Below are 17548 nucleotides of genomic sequence, written 5' to 3'. Positions count from 1 at the left end.
CTATGCCGAAGGACGGCCGGCGGATTGCCTCGAACCCCAGGACGTGGCGAGCAGCGCCACCAGCGTCATTGCTGCCAGAAGGCTCCAGCCGGGCGTATAGCTGTCCGTTGCGTCCTTGAGCAGGCCCAGGACCGGGGGTACGGCGATGACCGCGATCTGGTTGACGGACATGGCCAGGCCGAGGGCGAATCCGGTCTTGTCCGGGCTCGCCGATTCGGCCACATAGGCCACCCAGGGGCCGTACCAGCCGAATCCGAAGAATCCGAGCCAGGTGACCAGGATTCCGCAGAGCACCACGGAATGGAGCGGGACCAGCACCAGGACGGCCAGGCCGGCGATGACCGCGCTCATACAGACGAGTACGGGCAGATAGCGGCCCGCCGTGCAGCGGTCGCTCCAGGCCGCCAGCACGATACGTCCGGCCACGCCGCCGCATTGGGCGACGAAGAGCAGCAGGGCCGAGGTGGTGATGCTGAGGTCCGCTTCGTCGTGCAAAAAGAGCACCGTAAGAACCTGAATGCCGTACTGCACCGAAATGAGGCTCACGCCGGAGAACATGATGCGGCCCATGGCCGGATCGCGGATCATGCGCAGCCGAGAGGCCAGTTCCGACCGGATCGACGTGCCCCGGGATGCCGGCCGCGGCGGGCCGGCCGCTTCGGGGGCCCGGTAAAAGCCGATGAAGACGACGGCGCCCAGCAGGGCGACCAGACCGCCGGCGACAAAGGACGACTGCCAGCCCATTTCACCGGCCAGATACGGCAGCAGCGCGGCGGCCAGCGCACCGCCGAGCGGCAGGCCCGCCTGGCGGATTCCCATGGCGAATCCCCGCTGCGAGGCATCGAACCACTGGGCCACCGATTTGCTGCCGCCGGGCTGCGCCGTGCTGTATCCCGTACCGACGACGATCAGCAGGAGCAGCAGCGACACATAGCCCGTCGCCAGGCTTCCGGCGAGCAGGGACAGCGCGACCAGCAGGGTGCCGATGCCCACGACCCAGCGTTCGCTGTAGCGATCGAGCAATTCGCCGGCCACCAGGAGCCCGACCAGCGGCACCAGCTGCGCCGCCGAGATGAGCAGGCCGATCTGGGCGGTGCTCAGATGCAGATCGCGCTCCAGGAAGGCGCTGATCGCGCCGATGCCCTGGACGAAGAAGGAGGCGCTGGCCTGGGCGAAGGTGGCGATGCCGAGGATCACCCAGCGATAGCTCGCACCGCGGACGGGGACGGTGAGGGCGCTCATCCGGCGGTGACCAGCTCGGCCGGGCGGCTCTCCTGGGCGGCACCGGTGTCGGCGGCCAACTCGCCCATAGGGCGTTCCCGTTGGACGGACAGCAGGTCGTTCTGGACGCCCTGGAGCCCCATCCGCGCGAAGATCGCCTCGTGATCGCGCTCGATGCCGGCGGCGTTGGCGGTCATTTCGTCGATGGCGTGGCCGAGCAGCTGGATGTTGTCGGCGAGCTGGACCTGCCCGTCGTCATCGACGAGATAGGGCGTGTCCTCCATTCCCACCCGCAACACATCGACCTGGCTGTCGGGCTGGGACGCCCAGGCCGCCAGCCGGCGGACCGCGCAGAGCCTGGTGCCGCGACGCGGGCCGACGTCCAGCTCCTTGCAGTGCCGGGCGGCGTGCTGCGGCAGCACCGCGGCACCCACACTGATGGTGACGTGGCGCTTTTTCACACCGGGGTCCGCGAGGTCGTATTCCAGGCTCTTCGCCGCGTCCACGACCCGCTTGAATTCAGCGTAGTTCTCGGGGAAGGGAAGTCGCGGGGAAAACCCGAAGAGGAGCGTGATGTTGAGCTGTCCGGAGCTGCCCAGCCGCATCGCCGGATGCTCGACCGCATAGCGGGTCATGGCATAGCTGCGCAGCAGCTGCACCCATTCGATCTCGTGGAAGAGCGCCAGCTTCTGCCGGGCCTTGATGGCATTGCGGTACACCTGGAACTGAATCAGCGGCGAGGTCTTGCCGTAGTCCGCGCCCTTGCTGGTGGAGTGGGTGTCCAGCTGTGCGTCCTGGACGCGGTCGGACGGTTCATACGCAGCCAGGGCCGTAAGGAAATCCGGGTCGCCGACCAGATCCATATCCAGCGTCCGGCCCTGCTTCTCCAACTGCCTTTCCAGTTCGCAGATCACCTGGAGTTCGACGGCGGCCTGGATGGTGACGAAATGCGCGCCGCCCAGATGCAGCGGGACGGCGCACTGGCTGACCCGCTCCCATTCCCCGAAGGCGCGGATCCGCTCGCGGACCTCGCTGCCGTTGCGGCTGGCGCCGAAGCTGATCAGCACGTCCGGACAGCGGCGCTGTACACCCCGGCTGATCTCCTGGTAGATCTCGTTGTCGGTGGTCTGCTCGTGCGTCAGGGGATTTCTGGCGTGGTAGTGGTAGTACCGGCAGCCCATTCCGTAGAGCGCCTCGGCCTCGGCGATGGAGGCCAGCGCCGAGGTTTTGATGGTTTTTCCGGTACAGATGCTGTCCAGCGTGGTGTCACCGGTCAGCCGGTGATTGTTCGGAGTGAACTTGGCGCCGGTGGAGGCGCAGCCAAGTATCAGAGTCTTCCCGTGCGATAAGTCAGTCGGCATCGAATGTCCCCAGTGGGTGGTATTCAGCCGGGGCGTAGCTCACCCCGGTGCGGCTGGCGGTCTACGGTGCGGTTCACGAAGGCTCAATGCATCCATTACAGGACGTCACTGGCTGAATCTCTGTGGTCGTGGACGGTCCGAAGGGGATCGGCAGAACTCCCGGGCCGATTACGGCAGATGGAGCGTCCAGGAGTTGACGTTCACGACTTTAACCGGCGGCGCCGAACGGTGCAGGCGATAACCGTGAACGGAACCGGAAGAAGCCGCTACGGTTTCACGCACCGTGTTACTCGCGGAGGCGCGCCGGGCCGATGTTCACGGCATTGCAGCAAGGTAATGAACTGGAAAAGTCGTTACGTGTGCTCTGCACTGATCAACTCAGGGTGAGCAACGTGGTTTACGTCACAATTGCCCGTGAGGCAACGTCGTCGCGCCTCCTTTGCGCCGGTGTATCCGTACGACACCCGCGCCCCGTCCGCCCGGACCCCGGTGGCCGTCAGGAGGCCGTTCGAATCCGCGCCGACGCCGCCGACTCCCGTGCCCGCAACAGTGTTTGTGCTGCATCCGGCGCTCCGACGAGAACGAAGCCGGCCCGGTCGCCGGAACGGCGGAGCGGACGGATCGCCTCGCCCGGCGCCCCATGGAAGGCGCCGGTACGCAGCTCCAGCGCCGACAGTGCGGCGGTCACCTGACGGGTGATCTCCCCCGTGCCAGATCCGGGAGTTCGGCGGGCAGGACGTGCCCCACCTCGACGAAATGCGGCGGGGCCGCCTTCTCCTTCTCCGCAATGGCGAGAACCCTCGCCACACCGTCCCAAAACACGCCGTCGACGCTGTACGCGTCCCCCTCGACGTACTCCTCCACCAGGAACGGCCGGGCATCGGGCAGCAGCTCCAGCGCAGCGGCCGGCCCGTCCGGCCCCGACAGCAGGCTCACCCCGATACTCCCCATCGCATCGCGCGGTTTGACGACCCAGGGCCGGCGCTACCGTTGGCGAGGTACCGCTACCCCGAGCGCCTGTCTGCTGCCGATGGCGGCCGGCGCCGCCACCCGGGCGGCCGGCGCGACGCCGGGCGTGGCGATCGGCCCCGTTGGCACAGAAACAGAGCCGGAAGCCGAGACGAAAACGACGAGGCGCCCGGTCCAACGGACCGGGCGCCTCATCTGTCAGCGGTAGCGGAGGGATTTGAACCCTCGGTGACTTGCGCCACACTCGCTTTCGAGGCGAGCTCCTTCGGCCGCTCGGACACGCTACCGAGAGAGAGCTTAGCCCACGGGGGGCCGTGTGCCGAAATCGGATTACCGGTGGCCGGCGGCGCGGGGACAGCGCTCGGCTCAGCGGTCGCGGAAGAAGGCGGTGAGCAGCGCGGCGCAGTCGTCCTCCAGCACACCGGTGATGACCTCGGGGCGGTGGTTCAGACGCCGGTCGCGCACGACGTCCCACAGGGAACCGGCGGCGCCGGCCTTGGCATCGCGGGCGCCGTAGACGACACGGTCCACGCGCGAGAGGACGCTCGCACCGGCACACATCGTGCACGGTTCGAGGGTGACCACGAGGGTGCAGTCCGTCAGCCGCCATTCTCCTACGGTCCTCGCCGCGGCCCGCAGGGCCAGGATCTCGGCGTGGGCGGTCGGGTCGCCGGTGGCCTCGCGTTCGTTGTGGCCGGTGCCCAGGACCGTGCCGTCGGCGGACAGCACCACGGCACCCACCGGGACGTCACCGGTCCCGGGGGCGCGGGCGGCCTCGGCCAGTGCCCGCCGCATCGGGGCGATCCAGGGATCGCGCAGCGGGTCGGGCAGGGGGGAGGACGGCGGGGCGGATGGGGGGACGGTCATGCCCCCAGTGTCGGGGACGTGACCGAGGGGCGGGACCGCGGCCCGGTCCCGCACGGCTCAGCGCACGGCCTCCAGGCGGTCCGTGCAGCCCAGGGCGTCGGCGATCTCGCCGAGCGCATCGCCTTCAAAGGCGAGCAGCTCCTTCTCACCGATGCCGAGGTCGGCCAGGAGCTTGGCGTCGCCGAGCGGTCCGTGCGGGACGGCCGGGCTCTCCGAGCCGTTCACCGCGTTCAGGGTCTCGTTGTCGTCTGCGTCGTCGGTTTCCGGCTCCCCGTCTTCCGTGCCGTCCAGGTTGAGGCTGTCGAGATCGTCCCCCTCATCGTCCTCGCGACCCAGCAGCTCGTCGGTCAGCATCGCTCCGTACGAGCTTCTGGCGGCCACCGCGGCGTTGGAGAGAAAGACCCGGGGGTCGTCCTCGCCGTCCACCCGGATCACGCCGAACCAGGCGTCCTCCTGCTCGATGAGGGCCACCACCGTGTCGTCGTCGACCGCGACCTCTCGGGCCAGGTCGGCCAGATCGGCCAGGGTCTCCACATTGTCGAGCTCCGTATCGCTCGCTTCCCACCCGTCTTCGGTGCGCGCGAGCAGTGCGGCGAAATACACCGTGACTCTCCCACCTGTCATAACGTCCGGGCCGGGCGGGGCGGCGCCGTGGCGCCGCGGGTCCGCCCCTCCGGAATCGTGGCAGAAACATCGCGCTCGCGCGGGGTCTTCGACGCTGCGTCGTGCCGCCGTTGTGAGAGATGTCGCTCACGTGCCGCAGCGCGAACCGGCGCGCGGGGCGTGCGGGTATCGGCCGAACGTGCACATCCGTCGATCGAAACGGGGCATTTACCAGCGGAATGTGCGCATACGCAGCACCTGGCGCATCCGGGCCGCCCGCGCCCGGCGCGGCTGGACGCGCTCGCGCAGTTGCCTGGCCTCGTGCAGCTCCCGCAAAAACTGCGCCCGTCGCCTCCGGCGCGCCGCCTCGGCCTCCAGATCCCGCTCCGCGCCGACGTCCCGGCCACCGCCGGACACCTCATCGAACATCGAACATTCGGGCACGCTGCCACCCCTCACGCAAGGGACCCCCTCACCCCCCAGCCTGCCGCGCCCCGGCCCCCGTCCGCCAGAGCGCCACCGCACCCGGGGCCGGGCACCGGGGCCCTCACGGTGGGCGCCCGCGGTCCGTGGCTCGGTTACTGTCGTTGCATGCGGATCCACGTCGTCGACCACCCGCTGGTGGCGCACAAACTCACCACACTGCGCGACAAGCGCACCGATTCCCCCACCTTCCGGCGGCTCGCCGACGAGCTGGTCACCCTGCTCGCCTACGAGGCCACCCGTGATGTGCGCACCGAGCAGGTCGACATCGAGACCCCGGTGACGGCGACCACCGGTGTCCGGCTCTCGCACCCGCGACCCCTGGTCATGCCGATTCTGCGGGCCGGTCTGGGCATGCTGGACGGCATGGTCCGGCTGCTGCCCACCGCCGAGGTCGGCTTCATGGGCATGGTCCGCAACGAGGAGACGTACGAGGCCCAGACGTACGCGACGCGGATGCCCGACGACCTTTCCGGGCGGCAGGTGTACGTCGTCGACCCGATGCTGGCCACCGGCGGCACCCTGGTCGCGGCGATCCGTGAGCTGATCAAGCGCGGGGCGGACGACGTCACCGCGATCTGCCTGCTGGCCGCGCCGGAGGGCGTGGCGGTCATGGAGAAGGAGCTGGCCGGTTCGCCGGTGACGGTGGTCACCGCGGCGGTCGACGAGCGGCTGAACGACGACCGCTACATCGTGCCGGGCCTGGGCGATGCGGGCGACCGGATGTACGGCACCGCCGGCTGACCTTTCCGGAGAACGATCCGGGCCTCTCACCGTGGAACGGTGAGGGGCCCGGCTGCATGCGGGGCGGTCTCAGCACCCGGCGTCGTGCGCCGGCGGCGGCGCGGGATGCGCCAGCTGGGCCACGGCCCTCTCGGCGTCCTGCTTCTGCGTCAGGTCCTTGAAGCCGCTGCCGATGATCAGGTCGATATCGGCGCCCTTGCGGCCGTCGGTCTTCTGCTCGGCGCCCATGAGCTGGGTGCCGAGCATCTTCAGCGGGCCCTGCGCGGCGGCCTTGGCGCCCAGTACTATTCCGGTGCCCTTGACCTTCTTGTCGTAGCCGTCCGGGGCGTTGCCCACCTTGCCGATCTTGAAGCCGCGTTTGGCGAGCTCGTCGGCGGTCTTCTTGGCCAGGCCGCTGCGCGGGGTGGCGTTGAGGACGTTGACGGTCAGCGCGCCCGGCTTCGGCAGCGGCGTGCGGGCGGCCTGGGCTCGGGAACGGGCCTGCTCCGCCTGCACGGGGGAGCATTTCTTCTTGCCCGGGGCGGCCTGGGCGGTCGCGCCCTTGCCTCCGAAGACATCGATGAGCTGCAACGAGCCCCAGCCGACCAGTCCGAGCGCGCAGGCCGCGGCGGCAAGGGTGAGAACGATCCGGCGACGGTGTCGGGGACGGCGCATCCGCGGGTACCTGTCGCCCGTGATGCGGTACTTCTTACCGCCCATGCCCGGGGGCGTCAGCATGCTCATGCCCGCAGCGTAGTGCGGGTGACGGGCCGTGCCTACTAAATGATCAGCCTGTGGTGTGAGAGGCAACCCAAACGGGTCAATACCGGCCGGGCGGGGCTGACGTGGGGCGGAGCCGGTGGCGTCAGCCGATGGCGGGGGCGGCGGCCGTTTCGCTGCTGCCGTCCAGTTCGAGCACCCGGGCGTGCAGCACCTGGCGCTGCTGGAGGGCGGCACGCACCGCGCGGTGCAGCCCGTCCTCCAGATACAGGTCGCCCTCCCACTTCACGACGTGCGCGAAGAGGTCGCCGTAGAACGTGGAGTCCTCGGCGAGCAGCGTCTCCAGGTCGAGCTGCTGCTTGGTGGTCACCAACTGGTCGAGGCGTACCGGGCGCGGGGCGACGTCCGCCCACTGGCGGGTGCTCTCCCGGCCGTGGTCGGGGTACGGCCGCCCATTTCCGATGCGCTTGAAGATCACACGGAAAGCCTACCGGGCGAGCGGCACCGGGCGCAGCCATGCCACAGGAGCGTAAAGGCGATCAATCGCCGCAAAACAGGAGTGATCATGAGGGACGGCCCTGCATCGGGCCGTTCTCCGGCCGGTCGGGAATTCACCCGGAGGGGGGAGACGGGGGCGGTGTCGTGCGGGCGGGTGTTCGTACGGGTGGGGGCTGTCGGTGGCTGCCGGTCGCGGGCAGGGGCGGGTCATGGCGCGGTGGGGGAGGGCGGTGCGGGGTCGTGGGTCTCGGTGGCGCCGGGCCCGGTCCGGGTCGGGGTCGCGGTCGGGCTGTGGCGGGGGTCGGGGCGGGCCGAAGAGGGGGAGGGGGACGGGGTCGCGGAGGGGGAGGTCGATGCGGATGCGGACGGGGTCGCGGATGCGGGCGACGACGCGGGTGCGGATGAGGTCGCGGATGCGGACGGCGGGGTGGACGGGGACGGGCGCGGGTGCGGGGACGGTGACGGGCTCACGGGGCGCGGTGGGGCCGCGGGGGCCGGGCGGACCGGCCGCTGCTCGGAGGCGTGGGACAGCAGGCCCAGCGCCAGGGCCGCGGCCGCGGCGGCCGCCGCCAGGGGGAGCCCGAAGCGGCGCAGCCACCGGCCGCGGCCGTCGCGCGGTTTGGGCACCGGCGGTTCGGCGGGCCGCAGGTCCCATAGGGCGACGGTGGCGGCGCGGGCCGCCAGGGCCCGCCGCAGCCGGTCCTCGACGGGGCGTTCGGGCGCACTGCCGGAGCCGTTCATGACCGCGCCTCCAAGATCTTCTCCAGCGAGCCCAGGGCCCGGCTGGCGAGGGACTTCACCGCGCCGCGGCTGATGCCCAGGGTCTCGGCGATCTGAGCCTCCGTCAGATCGCCCCAGTAGCGCAGGACGAGCACCTCGCGGCGGCGCGGGGTCAGCCCGCCGAGCGCGGCCAGCACCTCGCGGTGCTCCTCGTCCAGCACGATGCGCTCCTCGGCGGACGGGACGTCGGTCTCGTGCGGGGGTGTGTAGCCGCGGGCGGTACGGCGGCGGCGCAGCACCGAGCGGGCGGCGTTGACGACGCAGGTGCGCAGATAGGCGAGGGCGTTGTCGACCTCGTCGAGGTGTGCGCCGTGGCGTTTGCACAGGGCGGCGAAGGCGTCCTGGACGACGTCCTCGGCGGTGGCCCGGTCGTCGACGAGCAGGACGGCCAGCCGGACCATGGCCAGCCGGTGCGCGCGGTAGAGCTCGCCGATCGTCGGGGGGCCGGGGGACTCCTCGGCGTACGCGGCGGGGGTGGGCCCGGGGCGCGGGGCCGCGCGGCGGGCGGTGACCGGGCGGGCGGTGACCGGGCGGGCGGTGCGCAGCAGCCACCGCCACAGGGCGGGCCGCCGCCCCGGTACGGCGAACCGTACCGGGGCGGTGTGCGGGGCGGCGTACTCCATCGACGGGGTCAGCCGCGCCGGCGGCGGGCCGCGTAGAGGGTGCCACCGCCCGCGGCGAGCAGGGCCGCGGCGCCGCCGCCGAGGGCGTAGGTGGTGGCGGGGGAGGCGCCGGTGTGTGCCAGGTGGCCGCGGCCGGGGGCCGGTGCCGCACCGGGCGTGCGGCCGCCGCCGGTCTCCGGGCTCCGGCTCGGCGCGGGGCCGGTGTCGGTGGGCGCGGCGGTCGGCTCGGGCGTGCGGCTGGGCCGGGCGGTCGGTGAGGCGCTGGGCTGAGGGGCGGACGGGGCGGTGGGTGAGGCGGAGGGCGAGGGGGTGGCGCGGTGGCTCGGGGTGGGTGAGGGGGAGGAGGGGGTCGTGGGGGCCGTGGGGGCCGTGGGGCGCGGCGCCGGGGAGTCGGCGTGCGCCGTCGCCGGGCACAGGGCGGTCAGCGCGAGCGCCGTCACCAGGGCGGCGCCGGACGGTGCGTAACGGCGGGGGTTGCGGGGGGATTTCACGAGCGCTCCAGGGACGTCGACGGGCGGCGCCCGAGGGCGCCCTCACCCCTGACGACGTCCGGCCCGGCCGCGGGTTGCCGACCCGTACGAAAAATCTCCGGCCGTACGAAAAATCTCCGGCCGGACGACAATCTCCGGCCGGACGAGAAATCTCCCGGTGTGCCGGCCCGCGCGCCGCGGACCGGGGATCAGCCCACGCTCTGGAGCAGCTTCTCCACGGCCTTGACCCGGTCGGTCAGTTCGGCCAGCCGCTCGTTCATCGCCTGCTGGCCCGCGGCGACCTGCTCGGCCAGCTTGCGGTACTCCGCCAGCGCCGCGGCGTCCGCGCGATGCCGCTGGAGCTTGAAGTACGACGCCACGATCGCCACCACCGAGGCGAAGGCGATCAGGATGATGGTGATCGGGATGATGGTGCTGCCGTCCATTTACGCGTCCCCCTGGGGTCGTTCGTCCGCCGTCGCCGCTCCGGCCGTGTCCTCCTTGAGGGCGGCCAGGACGGTGGTCACGTTCAGTTTCAGCTCGAACGGTGCCAGCTCGAAGTACTTCAGCGCCTTGCCGTCTTCGGACAGTTCCAGCCGGCCCACGACCAGACCGGCCTTCTCCAGCCGGTCCAGATGCATGTACAGCAGCGGCCGGGACATCCCCAGCCGGCGGGCCAGCTCGCTGACGTAGAGCCGTCCGTCGGCCAGTTCGCCGATCACGCGCAGCCGCTGTGCATGCCCCACGGCGGACAGCAGGGCCAGCAGCTCTTCGCTGTTCATGGCCCCCCTTCCTGCCGTTTTCTCGCCGTTCCGGGCGCCTGTCAGCGGAGGTTTTCGCATGTCGGGACGGACTGTCAAGCGAGGTTGCCGGGCACCGCTCGCTACGAGCTTACGGTTGACGGCTCGCCTCGACACCTGTAATTCTCCACTTACATGTAATTCCTGACTTACATGTGCACCGGTGGTTCTGCCGGTGCCGAGGGGGACTGCGTACCAATGGGGGGCGCGCCATGCTGTCGAAGGAGCTGGGCAAGTGAAGGCGAAACGGTCGGTCACGGTGCGGATGGCGACGTGGAGCGCCTGGCGCCCCTGGCGCGGGGTGGCCGTATGGCTGGCGTTCGTGGTGCTGGCGCTGGCGGTGGGCAGCGCGGTGGGCACCCACCAGGCCACCGCCGACGACTACCGCACCGGTGAGGCGGGTCGCGCCGAGAGGATGGCGGCCCAGGGGCATCTGGACCACGAACCGGTCGAACAGGTGCTGATCTCGGCCCGCTCGGGCCCGCTCGACCGGACCGCCGCCGAGGCGGCCGTCCGTGACATCACCGCGCGGATGCGCGCGCTGCCCGGGGTCAAGCGGGTTGCGCCCGCGGTCCGTTCGGCCGACGGCGGCACCCTGCGCGTCGAGGTCACGCTGAAGGGCACCGACGCCGACGACAAGAAGTTCGTCGCGCCGGTCGCCGCGCAGACCGCCGCGGCCCAGCGCGCCCATCCCGCGCTACGGGTGGAGGAGACCGGCAGCCCGTCCATCAGCGTCGGCGTGGACACCCAGCGCGACGACGACCTGGGGCTCTCCGAGGCGATCACCCTGCCGATCACGCTGCTGACGCTGATGGCCGTCTTCGGATCGGCCGTGATGGTCGCCGTACCGCTGCTGCTCGCGCTGACCTCGATCGCCGCCGCCGTCGGAATGTCCATGATCGTCTCGCATCTGCTGCCCGACGCCGGCGTGGGCATGAACGTCATCATCCTGATCGGCATGGCCGTCGGCGTCGACTACACGCTCTTCTACCTCAAGCGCGAACGCGAGGAGCGGACCCGCTCGGGCGGCCGGATCGGCCCCGAGGCGCTGGTGGAACTGGCCGCCGCCACCTCGGGCCGGGCGATCGTCGCCTCCGGCCTCGCCGTCGTCGTCTCCACGGCCACCCTCTATCTGGCCACCGACATCGTCTTCTCGTCCCTGGCCACCTGCACCATCATCGTCGTGCTGGCCGCCGTGCTCAGCTCGCTGACCGCGCTGCCCGCCCTGCTGGTCGTGATCGGCCGGCGCGCCGAACTCCGCGCCGCCCGCCGCGCCGCCAAGGGCACCACCCGCCGCGCGGCGAAGGACCACGCCGGGGCCGGCCGCGTCTGGACCGCGCTGCTGCGCCCCGCGAGCAGGCGCCCGGCGCTCACCCTGTGCGTCTCGGTGCTGGTCATGCTGGGGCTGGCGGCGCCCGCCCTGGGCATGCAGCTGCGGGTCCTCAACAAGGACAGCATGTCCCGCGAGATCCCGGCCCTCCAGGCGTACGACCGGCTCACCGCGGCCTTCCCCGAACTGCGTATCCAGCACCAGGTCGTGGTCCGGGCACAGGCCGACCGGTCCGGTGAAGTGGCGGACGCACTACGGGAGTTGGAGCGGCGTACGGAACGGGACCCGCTCTTCGCCCACCAGATCCGGCCGGTCCTGCGGACCTCCGCCGACCACCGCATCCACACCCTCTACCTGGCGGTGCCCTACAAGCTCAGCTCGCCCGAGGCGCTCGCCTCGCTCGACCGGCTCCGTAAGGACTATCTGCCGCACACCGTCGGTACGGTGGCGGGCGCGCAGTTCGCCGTCACCGGGGACGTCCCGCACGACACCGACTATCTGGCCCACCAGGACGAGAAACTTCCCCTGGTCGTGGGCATGCTGCTCCTGCTGACGTTCGTGATGACCGCGCTGGTCTTCCGCTCCCTGGTCCTCGGGCTGATCGGCGTGGTGCTCAATCTGCTCTCCGCGGCCGCCGCGTTCGGACTGGTCGTCGTCTTCTTCCAGTACGGCCTGGCCAGTACCCTCTTCGGCTTCGACCCGGCCGCGACCCACGCGATCGGCTCCCGGGTGCCGCTCTTCCTCTTCGTGATCCTCTTCGGACTGTCGATGGACTACCAGGTCTTCGTCGTCAGCCGGATCCGCGAGGCGGCGCTCGCGGGCGTACCCACCCGGCAGGCCGTGCTCCAGGGCACGGTCACCTCCGCCAAGGTCGTGACCAGCGCGGCCGCGGTGATGGTGACGGTCTTCGCCACCTTCATGCTGCTCCACCTCGCCGAGATGAAGCAGATCGGTTTCAGCCTGGCGGTGGCCGTCCTCCTGGACGCGTTCGTCATCCGCGTCATGATCCTGCCGGCCGCGCTGACGCTGCTGGGCCGGGCGACCTGGTGGCCGTCGCGGGGGATGCGGCGGGTACAGGAACGGGGCGCGGAGGCGGTCAACGCGCCGTTGCAGGCGGTCAGTTCTCCCTGACGGTTCTCCCTGAGGTGCGGTCGCTGCTCCTTGGGGGCGGATGCCCGGAGGTCAGAGGTTATATGGAAATGGTACCCGTTTTCTATTAGACTCCGGGGCAGTGCCAGGGGTCACGGCACCGAGAACGGCGCCCGGGGCGGCCTGTGTGGGGCCGCCCCGGGCGTCGGCGCGTGGCGGGATCGCGTTGCGTGGATCAGATCGTCGATGTGTCGATGACGAACCGGTAGCGGACATCGCTCGCCAGCACCCGCTCGTACGCCTCGTTGATCTGCTCCGCGCCGATCACCTCGATCTCCGCGGACAGACCGTGCTCCCCGCAGAAGTCGAGCATCTCCTGCGTCTCCGCGATGCCGCCGATCATCGAGCCGGCGAACGACTTCCGCCCCGGGATCAGGGCGAACGGCGCGATGGCCAGCGGCCGTTCGGGCGCGCCCACCTGCACCAGGGTGCCGTCGGTGCGCAGCAGCCCGAGGTAGGCGTTGAGGTCCAGATCCGCCGAGACGGTGTTGAGGATCAGGTCGAAGGAGCCGGCCAGCGCCTCGAAGGTGGCCGGGTCGGAGGTCGCGTAGTAGTGGTCGGCGCCCAGCCGCAGACCGTCGTCCTTCTTGCGCAGCGACTGGCTCAGGACCGTGACCTCCGCGCCCATGGCATGCGCGATCTGCACGCCCATGTGGCCGAGACCGCCGAGGCCGACGACCGCGACCTTCTTGCCGGGGCCGGCCTTCCAGTGGGCGAGCGGGGAGTAGAGGGTGATCCCGGCGCACAGCAGCGGGGCGGCGGCGTCCAGCGGGAGGGCGTCCGGGATGCGCAGCGCGTAGTGCTCGTCGACGACCAGGTGGGTGGAGTAGCCGCCGTAGGTCGGCTGTCCGTCCCGGCCGGTGGCGTTGTACGTGCCGATGTTGCCGGACTCGCCGGTGCAGTACTGCTCCAGGCCGGCCCGGCAGTTGTCGCACTCCCGGCAGGAGTCGACGAAGCAGCCGACGCCGACCCGGTCGCCCACCTGGTAGCGGGTGACGGCCGAACCGGTCGCGGCGACCACACCGGCGATCTCATGGCCGGGGACGATGGGGAAGTTCCCGCCGTCGCCCCATTCGGCGCGCACGGTGTGGATGTCGGAGTGGCAGATGCCGGCGTACTTGATGTCGATGAGGATGTCGTGGGCACCCAGCTCACGGCGCGGAATGGTGGTCCGCTCCAGCGGGGCCTTCGGGGCGGGTGCGGCGTACGCGGCGACAGAGGTAGGTGTGGTCATACCGCCGACGATGCGCCACCCCCTGGCCGGTAGCCAGTGCCCCCTTGGACGTATGACCGCCGTGCCTGGGCCTGCCAGAACCACCCAGGACCGGCGCCGGGCCCGTCGTCGGTACGGGGCCCGGCGCGCAGGGCGGCAGGGGTGCGGTCAGTCCGTGACCGAGATCGCGGCGGCGGGGCAGATGGCCGCGGCCTCGCGGACCGCGTCGTGCAGCGCGGCCGGCGGCTCCGCGTCGAGGACGACGACGATGCCGTCCTCGTCGCGCTGGTCGAACACGTCCGGCGCCGCCAGTACGCAGCTTCCGGCGCCGCAGCACTTCTCCTGGTCGGCGTGAATACGCATGGTCGGGCTCCAAGTGGTGCTTGTGATGGATGGTGGGTGGGGATGGTGGGAGGTCGGTCGGAGGGGGCGACCCGCTGGGTCGCCGGGCGGCCGGGAGGGCTACCAGGCGACCGGCAGGGCGTGGACCCCGTAGATGCCCATGTCGTGGCGGAAGGGGATCTCCTCGAAGGGGACGGCGAGCCGCAGTTCCGGCAGGCGGCGCAGCAGGGTTTCGAGGGCGATCTGGAGTTCCACCCGGGCCAGCGGCTGGCCCAGGCACTGGTGGACGCCGAAGCCGAAGGCGATATGGCGGCGCGCGTCGCGGCCGACGTCGAGGGTGTCGCCTCCGGGGAAGACGGCCTCGTCGCGGTTGGCGGCGTTGAGTGCGCAGAGCACGCCCTCGCCGGCGCGGATCGTTGTGCCGCCGAGCGTGACATCCTCGACGGCGACCCGCGGGACGCCGTTGTGCACGATCGTCAGATAGCGCAGCAGCTCCTCCACCGCGCCCTTGATCAGCGACGGTTCCGAGCGCAGCCGGGCCTGCTGGCCGGGGTTGCGCAGCAGCGCGAGCGTGGACAGCGCCGTCATATTGGCGGTGGTCTCGTGCCCGGCGATGAGCAGCAGGCGCCCCATGGAGGCGATCTCCTGCGAGTCCAGCTCGCCGCGTGCCACCAGCCGGCTGAAGATCCCGTCGTCCGGCCGCTCCCGTTTGGCCTCGGCCAGCTGCGTCATATACGCGAGCAGCTCGTCCGACGCGGCGCGCGCCTCCTCGGCGGTCGACCGGAGGCTGAGCAGAACGGCGCTGCGCTGCTGGAAGAAGGCGTGGTCGTCGTAGGGGACGCCGAGCAGCAGACAGATCACCAGGGACGGCAGCGGCAGCGCGAACTCGGCGACCAGATCGGCCGAGTTCCTGCCGTCGGTCATCGCATCGAGCAGCTCGTCGGTCAGGCGCTGCACCTCGGGGCGCATCGCCTCCACCTTCTTGACCATGAACTCGGCGGTGAGCATCCGGCGCAGCCGGGCGTGTTCCGGGTCGTCCTGGCGGATGAAGGTGCGCGAGGCCCGGGTGCCGGTGGCCAGTTCGCGGAGTCCGGCGGTCAGGAAGGGGAATCCGGGGCGGGCGGCATCGGCGCTGAAACGGGGGTCGCCGAGGACCGTACGGACGTCCTCGTGGCGGGTGACCAGCCAGCAGGACGAGCCGTCCCAGAGGGTGGCCCGGGTGACCGGTTCCTCGCGGCGGGCACGTTCCACGGTGGGGGCGGGGTCGAAGGGGCAGCCGGTGGCCCGGGTGGCCGGGACGGTCAGGGCGTCCGCGGGGGCCGGGGCGTCCGGGTGTGCCAGGTGTGCTTCGTGGGGTCGTTGTGCGGTCGTCATGCGGCTGTCCTTCCACGATCGGGACGCGGCGCCGTTGCCGCGGGCGTGCATGTGCCGACACTCGTTCGCTTAATTACCGAAGTTAAGTAACTAAGGGATTCCCACGGTAACCCGGGCGGAGGGGGCGGGGAAGGGGGGACCGACGGGGCCGGGAGGTTGGCTCAAAGCGGTCGCTCTACGGGTACGGAATGCGATCGGCCGCTGCCGCTACGCGTTCGTCGGGGAGGCGGCTAAAGTCGCTCCATGCCGGACCCCGCAAGAGACCAGGCCAACGGCCGGGCCCGTGACGCGGCCCCCGAGGCGGCCCGTGACCAGGCCCCTGAGCAGGCCCGTGACCAGGACCCCACGGCCGCGCTCCAGAGAGTGCTGGCCACGGTGTCCTACCTGCTCACCCGCTCGCGGGCGCATGAGCGCCAGGCGATGCAGGCGGGCGTCACGGCGGCCCGCTCCGATCTGTGGCTGCTGATGGCGCTGGAGGACAGCGGAGGCGTCAGCAGGGTCGGCGACCTGGCCGCACTGCTGATGGTCGAGCCGCCCCATGTCACCCGGCAGATCGGCCAGTTGGAAACCCAGGACCTGGTCGAACGCACCCCGGACTCGCTCGACCGCCGCGCCCGCAAAGTGGCGATCACGCCGCACGGCCGGGCCGTCCTCCAGCGTCTCCAGCAGACCAGCCAGGCCGGACTGCACGAGGCCCTCGCCGATTTCGACGACGCCGATATCGCCACCACCGTCGCCGTACTGAACCACCTGGTCGACTACGCCCGGCACAAGCACGCCCAGGAGGAACGGCAGCGGGGGCGGGGGCCGTCGTAGCCGCCCCCGCCCCCGCTTGTTCGCGCTCGGCTACTCGATCTCGATCCGGCCGCTGTGGCCCTGGCCGTTGTCGGCGGGGCCGGCCTTGTCCGTCTTGCCGGTGGCGTTGTTCGGGGAGCTGGCGCTGCCCAGGTTCTGGCGGACCGAGTCCAGGATCGTCAGGCCCTGGCCGACCAGCCCGGCCGCGATCTCACCGAGGCCGTCGGCGCCGTTGAGGACGTTGACGTTGGCGCCCTGGAGACCGGCCGAGGCCTCCTTGACGATCTGCGGCAGCTGGTCGATGACCATCCGGTCCAGCGCTACCCGGTCGTACGAGGCGGCCGCCTCGGCCTGGATCTTCATCCGCTCGGCCTCGGCCAGGGCCAGCAGCCGGATCCGCTCGGCCTCCGCCTCGGCGGGCTTGACCACCTCGGCGACCAGTTGCTGCTGGCGGAGCTGGGCCGCGCGCTCGGCGAGCTCGGTCTGCGCGGCCATCACCTCCTGCTGCGCGTGCGCCTGCGCCAGCGGACCGGCCTGCGCGGCCTTGGCCTGGGCGCGTTCGACCTCGGCGTTGTACTCGGCCTGAACGATCGCCGTCCGCCGCTGGTACTCGGCCTGGTTCCGCGCGGCCTCCTGCTGCGCCTCGACCGACGCCTGGGTGGCCTGGGCCTGGGAGATCTGCGCCTTCTGCTGGATGGCGGCCTTGTGCGGGGCCGACATCGCGGCGATGTAGCCGGTGTCCCCGTCGTCGATCGACTGGATCTGCAACGAGTCGACGGTCAGGCCGATCTTGGCCATCTCCGTCTTGGACGTCTCCAGCACCTCGGTGGCCAGCTTCTGCCGCTCCGTGACGATCTCCTCGACCGTCATCGAACCGATGATGGAACGCAGATGACCGGCGAAGATCCGGCCGGTCAGCACCGCCATCTGGTCCTGGTCGGACAGGAAGCGCTGGCCCGCGTTGACCACGCTCTCGGTGTCATTGCCGACCTTGAACGCGATCACGGCACGCACCGTCAGCGCGATGCCCTGCCGGGTGACGCACTTCTCGGCGACCTCCGCCTCGCACATCGCCAGCGTCAGGAAACGGACCTTGCGGAACACCGGCAGCACGAACTTGCCGTGCCCGGTCACCACCCGGAAGGGCGCTCCCCCCTGTCCACGCTTGCCCCCCGAGATCAGCATGGCTTGATCGGGGGCCGGAACGCGGTATCCGAACATCCTTCG

The 17548-nt window shown here is 71.0% G+C and carries 20 protein-coding genes, 1 tRNA gene and 1 pseudogene; 3 read left to right on the top strand and 19 right to left on the bottom strand.

The genetic code is table 11. From position 1 onward, the window contains the following. From SNA_RS01485 to SNA_RS01455, 8 genes and pseudogenes are all read right to left on the bottom strand, one after another. Nucleotides 1-1242, bottom strand: coding sequence for an MFS transporter (locus tag SNA_RS01485; protein ID WP_030067404.1), 1242 nt, complete (start codon nt 1240-1242; stop codon nt 1-3). Next, nucleotides 1239-2582 (bottom strand): 3-keto-5-aminohexanoate cleavage protein, encoded by a 1344-nt coding sequence (locus SNA_RS01480; RefSeq protein WP_030067403.1) that lies wholly within the window; start codon nt 2580-2582, stop codon nt 1239-1241. The genes SNA_RS01485 and SNA_RS01480 overlap by 4 nt, the downstream gene beginning before the upstream one ends. A 496-nt stretch (nt 2583-3078) precedes the next feature. Next, nucleotides 3079-3270, bottom strand: a complete 192-nt coding sequence (locus tag SNA_RS43070; RefSeq protein WP_030067402.1) for a hypothetical protein — start codon at nt 3268-3270, stop codon at nt 3079-3081. Next, a pseudogene (locus SNA_RS43065) lies at nt 3267-3548 on the bottom strand (ATP-grasp domain-containing protein); the annotation flags it as partial. The gene SNA_RS43070 and the pseudogene SNA_RS43065, both read right to left, overlap by 4 nt. A gap of 205 nt (nt 3549-3753) precedes the next feature. Beyond that, nucleotides 3754-3838 (bottom strand) — tRNA-Ser (locus SNA_RS01470). A gap of 79 nt (nt 3839-3917) precedes the next feature. Further along, the gene (gene tadA, locus SNA_RS01465) at nt 3918-4346 is read right to left on the bottom strand and encodes a tRNA adenosine(34) deaminase TadA (protein ID WP_420823455.1); all 429 of its coding nucleotides are present in this window, start codon (nt 4344-4346) and stop codon (nt 3918-3920) included. Nucleotides 4347-4475: 129 nt separating this feature from the next. Further along, nucleotides 4476-5021 carry a tRNA adenosine deaminase-associated protein gene (locus tag SNA_RS01460; RefSeq protein ID WP_030067399.1) on the bottom strand — a complete coding sequence of 182 codons (546 nt, stop codon included), beginning with the start codon at nt 5019-5021 and terminating at the stop codon, nt 4476-4478. 228 nt (nt 5022-5249) lie between these two features. Continuing rightward, the gene (locus SNA_RS01455) at nt 5250-5450 is read right to left on the bottom strand and encodes a hypothetical protein (protein WP_030067398.1); all 201 of its coding nucleotides are present in this window, start codon (nt 5448-5450) and stop codon (nt 5250-5252) included. A 162-nt stretch (nt 5451-5612) separates the two neighbouring features. Between SNA_RS01455 and upp the strand changes: the two genes are divergently transcribed. Continuing rightward, entirely contained in the window at nt 5613-6248 is a 636-nt protein-coding gene (gene upp / locus SNA_RS01450; RefSeq protein WP_030067397.1) for a uracil phosphoribosyltransferase, read from the top strand. A gap of 69 nt (nt 6249-6317) precedes the next feature. Here the strand turns inward: upp and SNA_RS01445 are convergent, their stop codons facing one another. From SNA_RS01445 to SNA_RS01415, 7 genes are all read right to left on the bottom strand, one after another. Beyond that, nucleotides 6318-6971, bottom strand: coding sequence for a LytR C-terminal domain-containing protein (locus tag SNA_RS01445; RefSeq protein ID WP_078969604.1), 654 nt, complete (start codon nt 6969-6971; stop codon nt 6318-6320). Nucleotides 6972-7092: 121 nt separating this feature from the next. Then, on the bottom strand, nt 7093-7425 hold the full coding sequence (locus tag SNA_RS01440; protein WP_044362653.1) for a type II toxin-antitoxin system VapB family antitoxin: 333 nt from the start codon (nt 7423-7425) through the stop codon (nt 7093-7095). A gap of 227 nt (nt 7426-7652) precedes the next feature. Continuing rightward, entirely contained in the window at nt 7653-8186 is a 534-nt protein-coding gene (locus SNA_RS42075) for a hypothetical protein (protein ID WP_052808860.1), read from the bottom strand. Continuing rightward, nucleotides 8183-8848 (bottom strand): RNA polymerase sigma factor, encoded by a 666-nt coding sequence (locus tag SNA_RS01430; RefSeq protein ID WP_030062808.1) that lies wholly within the window; start codon nt 8846-8848, stop codon nt 8183-8185. Before SNA_RS01430 ends, SNA_RS42075 begins: the two co-directional genes overlap by 4 nt. Before the next feature lie 8 nt (nt 8849-8856). After that, nucleotides 8857-9339, bottom strand: coding sequence for an LAETG motif-containing sortase-dependent surface protein (locus SNA_RS42070; protein WP_052808859.1), 483 nt, complete (start codon nt 9337-9339; stop codon nt 8857-8859). Between the two features lie 188 nt (nt 9340-9527). Further along, nucleotides 9528-9764 (bottom strand): hypothetical protein, encoded by a 237-nt coding sequence (locus tag SNA_RS01420; protein WP_030068353.1) that lies wholly within the window; start codon nt 9762-9764, stop codon nt 9528-9530. Continuing rightward, complete coding sequence (locus tag SNA_RS01415) at nt 9765-10100, bottom strand: ArsR/SmtB family transcription factor (protein ID WP_037791904.1); 336 nt, start codon at nt 10098-10100, stop codon at nt 9765-9767. Between the two features lie 283 nt (nt 10101-10383). Between SNA_RS01415 and SNA_RS01410 the strand changes: the two genes are divergently transcribed. Further along, nucleotides 10384-12579, top strand: coding sequence for an MMPL family transporter (locus SNA_RS01410; protein ID WP_030068350.1), 2196 nt, complete (start codon nt 10384-10386; stop codon nt 12577-12579). Between the two features lie 193 nt (nt 12580-12772). Here the strand turns inward: SNA_RS01410 and SNA_RS01405 are convergent, their stop codons facing one another. The 3 genes from SNA_RS01405 to SNA_RS01395 form a co-directional block, all read right to left on the bottom strand. Then, nucleotides 12773-13831 carry an NAD(P)-dependent alcohol dehydrogenase gene (locus SNA_RS01405; RefSeq protein WP_044362649.1) on the bottom strand — a complete coding sequence of 353 codons (1059 nt, stop codon included), beginning with the start codon at nt 13829-13831 and terminating at the stop codon, nt 12773-12775. 147 nt (nt 13832-13978) lie between these two features. Further along, nucleotides 13979-14173, bottom strand: coding sequence for a ferredoxin (locus SNA_RS01400; RefSeq protein ID WP_030068346.1), 195 nt, complete (start codon nt 14171-14173; stop codon nt 13979-13981). A gap of 99 nt (nt 14174-14272) precedes the next feature. After that, nucleotides 14273-15526: a cytochrome P450 gene (locus SNA_RS01395; RefSeq protein ID WP_044363075.1), complete on the bottom strand. Its 1254-nt coding sequence runs from the start codon at nt 15524-15526 to the stop codon at nt 14273-14275. A gap of 243 nt (nt 15527-15769) precedes the next feature. Here SNA_RS01395 and SNA_RS01390 point away from each other — a divergent pair, with 243 nt between their 5' ends. Continuing rightward, nucleotides 15770-16342, top strand: a complete 573-nt coding sequence (locus SNA_RS01390) for a MarR family winged helix-turn-helix transcriptional regulator (RefSeq protein WP_078969603.1) — start codon at nt 15770-15772, stop codon at nt 16340-16342. Between the two features lie 30 nt (nt 16343-16372). Here the strand turns inward: SNA_RS01390 and SNA_RS01385 are convergent, their stop codons facing one another. Then, nucleotides 16373-17542 carry a flotillin family protein gene (locus tag SNA_RS01385; RefSeq protein ID WP_030068342.1) on the bottom strand — a complete coding sequence of 390 codons (1170 nt, stop codon included), beginning with the start codon at nt 17540-17542 and terminating at the stop codon, nt 16373-16375. Between the last annotated feature and the right edge of the window lie 6 nt (nt 17543-17548).

Origin of the sequence: Streptomyces natalensis ATCC 27448 (genome assembly GCF_000935125.1) — a bacterium.
Taxonomy (GTDB): domain Bacteria; phylum Actinomycetota; class Actinomycetes; order Streptomycetales; family Streptomycetaceae; genus Streptomyces; species Streptomyces natalensis.
The sequence above is the reverse complement of the archived record's forward strand: the minus strand, read 5'-3'. Positions and strand labels throughout refer to the sequence as shown.